Annotated in this window: 8 protein-coding genes; 6 read left to right on the top strand and 2 right to left on the bottom strand. The window is 30.2% G+C overall.

Annotated features, from left to right (window positions below; all coding sequences use genetic code 11):
* Window positions 1–366 precede the first annotated feature (366 nt).
* Window positions 367–1,383 carry an LCP family protein gene (locus tag FGK85_RS13365; RefSeq protein WP_138207430.1) on the bottom strand — a complete coding sequence of 339 codons (1,017 nt, stop codon included), beginning with the start codon at window positions 1,381–1,383 and terminating at the stop codon, window positions 367–369.
* Between the two features lie 374 nt (window positions 1,384–1,757).
* Here FGK85_RS13365 and FGK85_RS13360 point away from each other — a divergent pair, with 374 nt between their 5' ends.
* The 3 genes from FGK85_RS13360 (at window position 1,758) to FGK85_RS13350 (ending at window position 5,540) form a co-directional block, all read left to right on the top strand.
* A complete protein-coding gene (locus FGK85_RS13360; protein WP_171011434.1) occupies window positions 1,758–2,630 on the top strand; it encodes a DMT family transporter in 873 nt (290 codons plus the stop codon).
* A 262-nt stretch (window positions 2,631–2,892) separates the two neighbouring features.
* A complete protein-coding gene (locus FGK85_RS13355) occupies window positions 2,893–4,347 on the top strand; it encodes an aminoacyl-histidine dipeptidase (RefSeq protein ID WP_138207426.1) in 1,455 nt (484 codons plus the stop codon).
* A 644-nt stretch (window positions 4,348–4,991) separates the two neighbouring features.
* The gene (locus FGK85_RS13350; protein ID WP_138207425.1) at window positions 4,992–5,540 is read left to right on the top strand and encodes a manganese efflux pump MntP; all 549 of its coding nucleotides are present in this window, start codon (window positions 4,992–4,994) and stop codon (window positions 5,538–5,540) included.
* Between the two features lie 67 nt (window positions 5,541–5,607).
* Here the strand turns inward: FGK85_RS13350 and FGK85_RS13345 are convergent, their stop codons facing one another.
* Entirely contained in the window at window positions 5,608–5,919 is a 312-nt protein-coding gene (locus FGK85_RS13345) for a hypothetical protein (RefSeq protein WP_138207422.1), read from the bottom strand.
* 804 nt (window positions 5,920–6,723) lie between these two features.
* On the opposite strand from FGK85_RS13345, the gene pepF reads away from it, so the two are divergent.
* The 3 genes from pepF (at window position 6,724) to FGK85_RS13330 (ending at window position 10,317) form a co-directional block, all read left to right on the top strand.
* The gene (gene pepF, locus FGK85_RS13340; RefSeq protein ID WP_138207420.1) at window positions 6,724–8,517 is read left to right on the top strand and encodes an oligoendopeptidase F; all 1,794 of its coding nucleotides are present in this window, start codon (window positions 6,724–6,726) and stop codon (window positions 8,515–8,517) included.
* A gap of 141 nt (window positions 8,518–8,658) precedes the next feature.
* Window positions 8,659–9,708, top strand: a complete 1,050-nt coding sequence (locus tag FGK85_RS13335; RefSeq protein ID WP_138207418.1) for an HD-GYP domain-containing protein — start codon at window positions 8,659–8,661, stop codon at window positions 9,706–9,708.
* Window positions 9,709–9,735: 27 nt separating this feature from the next.
* Window positions 9,736–10,317 carry a rhomboid family intramembrane serine protease gene (locus FGK85_RS13330; RefSeq protein WP_138207416.1) on the top strand — a complete coding sequence of 194 codons (582 nt, stop codon included), beginning with the start codon at window positions 9,736–9,738 and terminating at the stop codon, window positions 10,315–10,317.
* Window positions 10,318–10,629 lie beyond the last annotated feature (312 nt).

The following is a 10,629-nucleotide window of genomic DNA, read 5'->3' as shown; positions in this document are numbered from 1 at the left end:
AAATAATATATCTATATGAGTATATATTATGATTATGTTATTTTTTGTTAAAAATTTATAATTATCAATAGCTATATTAATAATTATAGATTTAAAAATTAATTTTAATGACAAATAATATTTATTAATTACTTGATTTTGTAATATTTTATATAAAAATCCCGTTTTTATATAATTTTATTTTAACAATATTTTATGCATTAAAAACAAAAAAGGGGCTGTTGCACTAAGAATAAATACTACGATACATTGTGTTAGATTTAAATTTTCAGGTCAATATATCGTATATAAAATCTTTAATGCCACAGCCTCATTTTTGTTTAAAAGCCTCATGCTTTTCAATGCAAAGTTTGTTTCTCTTGTATATTATTGTTTTCTTTCCTCATTATGATTTCCTTTAGGTTCTATATCGTTGTAGATAAAATCATGTAAGCTGTTTTTAGTTTCTTCTATGTCGGTAACTAGGTACCAAGTTCCCTTTATCATTTTTCCATCACTATTAGAATCCAATGGGAACCTAGCTTGTTTTACAGTTTTTATGTTTGAGATAAGTACATCTTTTCCAATGGACATAATTTCATTAGAATCTAAATTTGTTTCCACAAGAGGAAGGAATTTAGAAATCAGTGAAGGATATTCCATTTTATTTTTAGCCTTTACCTTATCAATAATGGCATTTAATACTGCCCTTTGTCTTAGAGTTCTTTCGTAGTCACCGCCAGCAGTGGAACGAATTCTAGCATAAGAAACAGCTTGTCTTCCATTTAGCACTTGAACCCCTGAATGTGTAAGGGTTGGTACAGAATCATGGAGTATTTCTGAAGTTTCTCCCATAAATTTATTTATATATTTAATTTCATTTTGTTTTATATCGATTTCTACTCCGCCCAGTATATCTATTATTTTTTCTAAACTAAAGAAGTCTACTGTGGCATATTTTTTTATATCCAAATCGAAATTGTTGTTAAGCGTCCATAGAGCAAGTTCAGGACCACCGTAAGCATAGGCATGAGTTATTTTTGTTTTATCATGACCTTTAACTTCCACAAAAGTATCTCTCATTACAGAAGAAAGCTTTATGTCCTTGTGCTTTTCATCTATGGTTAACACCATTATGCAGTCAGAGTGAGTAGGGTCATTTTTTTGTCTTACGTCTATACCAAATAGGGCTATATTTATAATATCATCCTTTGATTTTTCTAAAGCGACTTTTTTTATACCTAAATCAGAATTTTTTTGAGAGATTTCTTTCTTATTTACTTTGCTCAGTAAATTATGAGTGTATAAATAAGCGCCAGCCCCAACTATTATTAGTATAATAGGAAGCATTATGAGTATTTTTTTTACTATATTTGCAGATTTGTTTTTAGCTTTTCTCGACAATTTTTTCCCATAAAATAAACTTTTAAAGCCAGAAAGCTTATACTAAAAAGCTTATACTAAAAAGCTTATACTAAAAATATTATCTTATGGCTTCCTCCCTTCATAAAATCTTTTTATTAATAAAACATTTCACATTATATCACCGAGAAATGTTCAAATTATGACAAAATAGTAACATAAGTTTAATATAGTTGTAAATTTATTGTGAAGATTTTTTGAATTTAAGACAAGTAGTATTTATAATTGATACTTAAATTAAAAAGTTAATTAATTACACTGTGCAAAAACCTATTGAATTAATGAAGTTTATTGTTTATGATTTAATTTGGAATATAAAATAAATACATAATATACATTGAAAAGAAGGAATGGACATGAAAAGAATACACGGAGTTTTTTATGCAATGCTTTCAGCAGCAGCTTTTGGAGTTATGCCTATACTAGCTAAACTTGCATATGATGAAGGAGCTAATGCTGTAACCGTTTTAACGCTAAGATTTTTTTTCGCAGCACTAATGATCCTGCCAATTATGATAGGTAAAAAAATAAGTTTCAAAATAACTAAAAAAGAAGTAAGAGATTTATTTATACTTGGTGGTGGAAATTATTCAGTAGGTTGCCTTACTTTGTTTTTGGCATACAATTATATGTCTGTTGGACTAGCTACTACTATACATTTTATATACCCAGTAGTGGTTACAATTGTTTCTGTAATATTTTTCAAGGAAAAACTGAAAAAAACTAAAATATTTGCACTTATTCTTTCCTGTACAGGCATATATTTATTGGTAGGAGGAGGAAATGTAACATTAGCTCCTATGGGGGTGCTTTTTGCTGTTATTTCAGGATTTTTTTATGCTTTTTACATAGTAGCAGCAGGTAATAGTTCTATAGGAAAAATGAATGTGTTTTCTGCAACCTTCTATTTAAGTGTTGCATCATCTATTATACTTTTTACAAGCGCTATGTGTACAAGCAATTTTGTAATATCCATAAATCCCTATGCTATTGTAGCTATTGTGGGAATTTCATTTATATCTACAGTTATAGCTCTCATGGCCTTTTTAAAAGGTGTAAAGATAATAGGTGCATCCAATGCTGCTGTGTTAAGTACCCTAGAGCCTATAGTTAGTATTGTTTTGGGAGTTATAATTTTAAAAGAAAAAATTACACCAATTATTATATTGGGAAGTATATTAATACTTGTTTCTGTGGTTATAATAACTTTAGGGGAAAAACGAGATTAGTGGCTTAGTGTACCAGGAATTAGTGTGCCAGTTTGCCAGTGCGGAGCGCTAAGGCGCTAGTGGGCCAGTGTGTCAGTGTGCTAGAGTGCAAGAGAATAGAGTGCTAGGAATTAGTGTGCTAGAAGATATGACATAGATAACATTTAGCACCAGTACCTAAATATAGTGCCAAATCATTTATGGATCGGCCACTAATACAAAAGTGTTGTTTATTTAAAAAAAGTGGGAGACCGCTAATTTATATAGAAAGGTGGAATTGAAAATGAGTAGAGTGTTAGATAATTTAAATCCAAAGGAAGTGTTTTTTTACTTTGAGGAACTTTCAAAGATTCCAAGAGGTTCAGGAGATGAAAAGAGAGTAAGTGATTATTTAGTTAGTTTTGCTAAGGAAAATAATTTAGAAGTAATTCAAGATGAAACTTTAAATGTAATAATAAAGAAACCTGGTACAAAGGGATATGAAAATGCTCCAACAGTGGTTATTCAAGGGCATATGGACATGGTGTGTGCTAAGGAGCCAGGGTTAGAGCATGATTTTACAAAGGATCCATTAAAAATTAAAGTGGAGGGAGATTTTGTAAGAGCAGAAGGAACTACTTTAGGTGCTGATGATGGTATTGCAGTAGCCTATGGCTTGGCAGTACTTGCAGCTTCTGATATCCCTCACCCACCAATAGAATTACTGGTTACTACAGATGAAGAAACCGGTATGGGTGGAGCTCAGGGACTAGATCCTGCTAATGTAAATGGAAGATTACTTTTAAACATAGACTCAGAAGAAGAAGGAAAGTTACTTGTAAGTTGTGCTGGTGGACTTAGAGACAAAATAACTCTTCCAGTGGTATTCCAAAATGCAGAGGGATTAAAAGCTGTAGAGGTTAAGGTTCATGGATTAAAAGGCGGTCACTCAGGTATGGAAATAAATAAGGGAAGAGGAAATGCCAATAAATTAATGGGTAGATTCCTAAATGAACTTATGAATTCCATGGATTTAAGAGTAGCAGCTATAAATGGCGGAGAGAAGGACAACGCTATTCCAAGACAAAATACAGCAGTTGTATTAGTTAAGGAAGAAGAAATGGCTATTTTGCAACAGAAGGTTAATGAATTTACAGAAACTTTTAAGAAGGAATTAGAAACTGCAGACAAGGATGTAATCATAAGTTTAAATCCTTTAAATGAAAAAATAGAAAAAGTATTCTCAAAGGACACTTTAGAAAAAGCTATAAATATTTTGATTTTAATACCAAATTCAGTGCAAACTATGAGCATGGCTATAGAAGGTCTTGTAGAGAGCTCAAGCAATATTGGTGTAGTAAATACTTTAGATAACTCAATAGAGTTTGTAAGTGCTACTAGAAGCTCAGTGGATTCATTAAAGGAAGAAATACATTTAAGAGCAGCAGCTATTGCAAAAGCTTATGGAGCAGAAATAGAAACTTTTGCACCATATCCAGCATGGCAATATAGAGCAGATTCAAAATTAAGAGAAGTATGTGTTGAAGCCTATGAAGAAATGTATGGTGAAAAGCCAGAAATAGCAGCAATACATGCAGGACTTGAGTGCGGCTTATTCTCAGGAAAATTCCATGACATGGATATGATTTCCTTTGGACCAAACATGTACGATGTGCACACTCCACAGGAACATATAAGCATATCTTCTACAGAAAGGGTTTGGAAATATTTGTTAGAAGTGCTGAAGAGAATTAAGTAAGAAGTGACAAGTGATAATTGACAATTGACAGTTGACAGTTGACAATTGTCAATTAATTAAGAATTAAGAATTAAGAATTAGAAATTAAGTAAAAAGTAAGAGGTAAGAAGTGATAATTGACAATTGACAGTTGACAATTGACAATTAATTAAGAATTAAGAATTAAGAATTAAGGATTAAGAATTAAAAATTAAGTAAAAAGTAAGAGGTAAGAAGTGATAATTGACAATTGACAGTTGACAATTGACAGTTAATTAAGAATTAAGAATTAAGAATTAAGTAAAAAGTAAAAATTAAGTAAGAAATTAGTGTGCCAGGAATTAGTTTGCTAGCGTGCTAGTGTACTAGAAATTAGTTTGTTAGATTGATAGGGGTTTGGCATTTAAAATTTGATATTTGATATTTGAACTTTGATATTTGAACTTTGAACTTTGATATTTATAAAATCCCCTGTTACCTACAAATTAATTATAAAAAACTCTTTGAGTTTTATCCTTAACTCTTACTTCTTACTTATTAACTTTTACTTCCCACTCTTACTTCTTATCTTTTAATTATTTTTCAAATTATAGTTAATTCGTAAAAGAGATTTATTTTTAATTGGGAAAGTTTAGTTAAATAACAAATAATAAGGGGAGATAGTAATGAGTTTTAATGAACTTACTCTAATAGCTTTGGCTCTTTCATTAGATGCTTTTGGGGTAGCTATTAGTCTTGGAATATGCAATTTAAAATTTAGAAAAAGTGTACCGTATATAGCTTCTTTTGGATTTTTTCAATTCTTTTTTGCATTGGTAGGAGCCTATGCAGGAGTTTTGTTTAATTCCTATATAGCAGAGATGCCAGAGGTTGTTGGCGGTATAATAATTGTTTTGGTAGGAATACTTATGCTTAAAGAGGGATTCCAGCATGAAGAAAATAAATTTATAGAAAGTACCAGAGCCTATTTCATATTAGGAATGTCTGTAAGTATTGATGCTATGGTAATTGGGTTTACAGTACTTAATAGTATAAAGAATAATTGGATAATTTTTAGTGATTCTCTTTACATAGGACTTATAACTGTTATAATGACTAGCATAGCTTTTAGCATGTGCAGATATTTAAAAAAGATAAAAACTGTAAGTGCATATGCAGATTATATAGGCGGAGTAATACTTATTATGTTTGGTCTTAAAATGATATTTTTTTAATATTGAGCAATAATTAGCTGCTTCGGCGAAATAAGCGAAGGAAAAGCTCTCGAATTAATAAAGAGGTTTATGGAACTTTGTATATTTTTTTCAATTTCCATAGGCCTTTTTTATTTCTTTCTAAAAGCATTTTATAGTTAATTAAATCATGAGGAGATTTTTTTTGCAGACCTTTTATATTTACTATGCACATGTTTCCATCAGAAAATTCTACTTCCCAAGTATCTAATCTATACAATTTATATTCATTAAATATACCAGAGGTGCTATATCTTTCAACGGCACCGCCTATGTTTTTGGTTTTCTTTATGGAGTAAATATTTAGGAATATAAGTATTGCAATAAATATAATACATATAAAAATTAAAAACTTTTTCATAGAACCCCACCACCTAGTTAAGAATTAATAATTAATAATTAATAATTAATAATTAATAATTAATAATTAAGAATTAAGAATTAATAATTAAAAATTAAGAATTAAAAATTAAGAATTAAAAATTAAGAATTAAGAATTAATAATTAAGAATTAATAATTAAAAATTAGGAATTAAAAATTAGGAATTAAAAATTAGGAATAAAACTCCTTTGGAGTTTTTGAAAATATAAATTTAAGAAATTCCTATGAAATTTCAACCTTTTACTTACTTAATTGTCAATTGTCATTTGTCAATTGTCAATTATCATTTGTCACTTACGTTGAATGTTCAGTTATATATATTTATAATACCATAAAATTCAAAATATGTAAAAATACATAGATAACCTTATAAAAAAATTTAAATATTTTAGGAGTAAAACATGTGTATTGTGGTATAATATTACTAAATTGTTTTTTTATAATTAAATTAATTTTATCCGATGACTACCTGCCGTAACACTCCCACTTCTAACAAAGTGGGAGATAACGGCAGCTACGTCCCTGGATAACGATCTCTAACCTTCAGTTGGAGTAAAAACTCCATCTGAAGCTAAGAGCTCTGTTTATCCGATGACTACCTGCCGTAACACTCCCACTTCTAACAAAGTGGGAGATAACGGCAGCTACGTCCCTGGATAACCATCTCTAACCTTCAGTTGGAGTAAAAACTCCATCTAAAGGTTAGAGCGCTGTCTATATGTGTAATTTTATTTAATAAGGGGGTGAAGCTGCAAAATAGTTTAGGATTATTTGCAGCAAAGTATGGGAAATGTTAAAAAGCTAAAAAGCAGAGATGAAGTTTCAGACAAGTATAAGTGGGACATAAAAAAGGTTTATGAAACCTTAGAGGAATGGGAAAAAGATTTTAATATTTTAAAAGAAAAGGCACCAAAGCTTTCAAGCTACAGTGGAAAATTATCAGATGGGCATAATCTTTTAGAGTTTTTAAAGCTTCAAGAGGAAGTGTCAAGACTTTTAGAAAAGTTGTATGTTTATGCTCATTTAAGAAGTGATGAGGATACAGGAAATAATACTTTTCAAGGCCTTAAGAATAGGATAGATTCATATCTTGCAGAGGTTATGAGCTTTGGAGCATTTTTTCAGCCAGAAATTTTATCTTTAAATGAAGAAACAATAAAAAAAGCCATGAATGAAGTGCCAGAGCTTAATATGTATGAATTTTATTTACAAGACATATTAAAAATGAAGCCACATACCTTAGATAAAAATACTGAAGAGATTTTAGCTTCTCTTTCAGATTGCTTAAATGCCCCAGGAAATATAAGAGGAATGCTTGCTAATGCAGATATGAGTTTCCCTTATATTAAGGATGACGAAGGTAATGAGGTAGAACTTAGCGAGGGCAATTTTGTTAATTTCTTAAGAAGCAAAAATAGAGAAGTTAGAAAAGAGGCCTTTGAAAAAATATACGGTACTTATTATAAATATAGAAATACCTTTGCTACAGCGTTGACTTCTTCTATTAAAAACTTTATGTTCACATCTAAAACTAGAAGGTTTGAAAGTTCTTTAGAGAGTTCTTTAAAACCTAATAATATACCGTTAGAAGTGTATAATAATGCAGTGGATACTATAAATAAACATTTGGATTCTCTTCATAGATATGTAAGAATAAAGAAAAAGCTTTTAGGGCTTGAAGAAATGCATATGTATGATTTATACGTACCAGTAATAGATACTCCAAAGACTCACATAGAATTTGAAGAAGCTGTAGATATAGTTAAAGAGGGATTAAAGCCTTTAGGAAAAGAGTATTTAGATATATTTGAAAGTGGAGTAAAAAATGGATGGATTGATGTTTTTCAAAATAAGGGAAAGAGAAGTGGAGCTTATTCTTGGGGATGTTATGATACCATGCCATATGTTCTTCTAAATTATAATTATGGGTTAGATGATGTTTCCACATTAGCTCACGAAATGGGACATTCTATTCATTCTTATTATTCAAGAAAAAATCAGCCATTTATATATTCTGATTATGTACTATTTTGTGCAGAAGTAGCATCTATAACTAATGAATGTCTTTTGATAAAAGATCTTATAGATAAGGAAAAGGACGAAAAGAGAAGACTTTATCTTATAAATCAACAGCTAGAAGGAATTAGAACCACAGTATTTAGACAAATTATGTTTGCAGAGTTTGAAAAAATAACTCATGAAACTTTAGAAGCAGGAAAACCTCTTACTAGTGAAGAACTATGTAAGATTTGGAAGGATTTAAATGCTAAATATTTTGGTGAAGATATGATAGTAGACGAGGGCATAGAGATGGAATGGGCTAGAATACCTCATTTTTATTCAGATTTTTATGTATATCAATATGCCACTGGCTATGCTGCAGCTAATTCTTTTAGCACTGCTATTTTAAATGAAGGCGAAAAGGCTGTAGAAAAATATAAAGGTTTCTTAAAAAGCGGAGGCTCTGATTATCCAATAAATATTTTGAAAAAAGCAGGAGTAGATATGACCACTGCTAAACCTTTAGAGGATACTATTAAAAGATTTGATAAACTTTTAGATATGTTAGATAAATAAAACACTTAAAACCTTAGTTTAATATACGATAATAAATATGTGGTATTGCATAAATTAAGTCATATGCTAGAGAATTTTCATTTAGCCTTTTTTCTAGCATATGGCATTATAATAAAATTTCATCTGATGAGGAGTAAAAGCATGAGGTTGGAGTGTATTGATAACGTAAGGGAAATGGAAGTGCTTGGGAAAAGTATATTGAGTGATGATGGACAGATACTTTTAAAGTCTGGTGTAGTGTTGACAGACAGATACCTAAAAAAATTAAAAACCTTAGGAGTATACTATATATATGTTGAGGATGAAAGACTTGAAGATGTAAAGGTTGAAGATACAGAGCTGACAGAATTAAAGCAATGTGCCATTAAAAGTTTGTCCAGAGTTGCCAAAAATGTGAGTCTAAATGGAGAGAGAGAAGTAAAGGATAGTATAGAAAAAGTTAAAAGCTTAGTGGAGTATATACTTGATAATAAAGACGTGGATAAGAGTCTTAATGACATAAAGACTTATGATAATTATACATATGTACATTGTTTAGATACAAGTATTATGGCTACATTTTTAGCTGCTTCCTTGAATATTAATAAAGATAAAATAAAGGAACTAGCCACTGGTGCAGTGTTACACGATGTGGGTAAGACCAAAATTTCAAATAAAATTATAAATAAAACAGGAAAACTTACAGAAGAAGAGTTTAAAGAAATAAGAAAACACCCTATATATGGAAGAGATATATTAGAAAAGAAGTTTTATATGTCTGATATTATATTAAAGACTGTTTCTGAACATCATGAAAGGGTAGATGGAAAAGGATATCCCTATGGATTAAAGGGAAATAATATTTCTAAGTATGGAAGAATTGTGGCCATTTGTGATGTATATGATGCAGTGAGTAGTGATAGATGCTATAGAAGAAGATTTTCCCCTAGTGAGGCTTATGAACTTATATTGGCGGGTAGTGGCAATGCTTTTGATGAGGATATGATAATGAAGTTCAGAAATACTTTTTCTGTATACCCTCTAGGAGCAAAAATAAGATTATCTAATGGTATAGAAGGATATGTTTCGGGACAAAACAAAGGATATCCAGACAGACCAATCATAAGAGTATTTGATGATTATAATAAATCTTCATATAAGGAGATAGATTTATTGAAATGCACTAATGTAACTGTTAAGGGATTAAGTTAAAATTTTAAAAAGGAAGTTTGAGTAGGTATGATAAGAAATAAAAACTGGTTTATTACATATATTTTAATAGCAATAAATATAATTATGTATTTAATAAGTGCTTTTCTTTCAGGAAGTATATTGGAGATGGATGCAAGAGTACTTGTTTATTTAGGAGCTAACTTTGCTCCACTTATAGATATGGGAGAATATTATAGATTTATAACATGTGCATTTTTGCATGGTGGAATTATGCATATAGCTTTAAATATGTATGCACTTTACGCTATAGGTCCACTAATAGAGAAAACCTATGGAAAATCAAAATTTACATTAATATATTTTATTTCGGCAATCATAGCTTCATTTTTTAGTTATAAATTTTCCATTGGAGTTTCCATGGGGGCTTCCGGAGCTATTTTTGGACTCTTAGGAGCAGCACTAGTTTTATCTATAAGGATGAGAAAGGTAATTGGAGAAGATTTTAAGAGAAGTATCATATCTGTAATTTTAGTAAATGTAATAATAGGTTTATCTATTTCAAACATAGATAATTTTGCTCATCTAGGAGGACTTTTGGGGGGGACTTTAGTGAGCATGGTAGTGTTTAAAAAGAGAGAGACGTATTAGTTAATAAGTAATAGTTAATAACTCAACTTTCGCATATTATACTATATAAGGTAAGAGAACAGGGGTTAAACAGGTGCTAGGTACTAGGTGCTAGGTACTAGGTTCTAAGTAATAACTCAATTTTCGCATATAAATTTTAAGGTTTACACTATATAAGGCAAGATATCGGGTACTAGGTGCTAGAAACTAGAATCTAGTACCTAACTAAGTGCTGCCTATCTGCAAATTTTATATTTTTATTTTATAACTGCGAAAGTTGAATTAATAAGTGATAGTGAATAAGTAATAGTGAATAATGGATAAGTAATAGTT

The organism is Haloimpatiens lingqiaonensis (genome assembly GCF_901447495.1).
GTDB lineage: Bacteria > Bacillota > Clostridia > Clostridiales > Clostridiaceae > Haloimpatiens > Haloimpatiens lingqiaonensis.
The sequence above is the reverse complement of the archived record's forward strand: the minus strand, read 5'-3'. Positions and strand labels throughout refer to the sequence as shown.

Coding starts and splice junctions, on each gene's coding strand:
- FGK85_RS13360 (WP_171011434.1), top strand. CDS start 1,758: ATGAAAAGAATACACGGAGTTTTTTATGCAATGCTTTCAGCAGCAGCT.
- FGK85_RS13355 (WP_138207426.1), top strand. CDS start 2,893: ATGAGTAGAGTGTTAGATAATTTAAATCCAAAGGAAGTGTTTTTTTAC.
- FGK85_RS13350 (WP_138207425.1), top strand. CDS start 4,992: ATGAGTTTTAATGAACTTACTCTAATAGCTTTGGCTCTTTCATTAGAT.
- FGK85_RS13345 (WP_138207422.1), bottom strand. CDS start 5,919: ATGAAAAAGTTTTTAATTTTTATATGTATTATATTTATTGCAATACTT.
- pepF (WP_138207420.1), top strand. CDS start 6,724: ATGGGAAATGTTAAAAAGCTAAAAAGCAGAGATGAAGTTTCAGACAAG.
- FGK85_RS13335 (WP_138207418.1), top strand. CDS start 8,659: ATGAGGTTGGAGTGTATTGATAACGTAAGGGAAATGGAAGTGCTTGGG.
- FGK85_RS13330 (WP_138207416.1), top strand. CDS start 9,736: ATGATAAGAAATAAAAACTGGTTTATTACATATATTTTAATAGCAATA.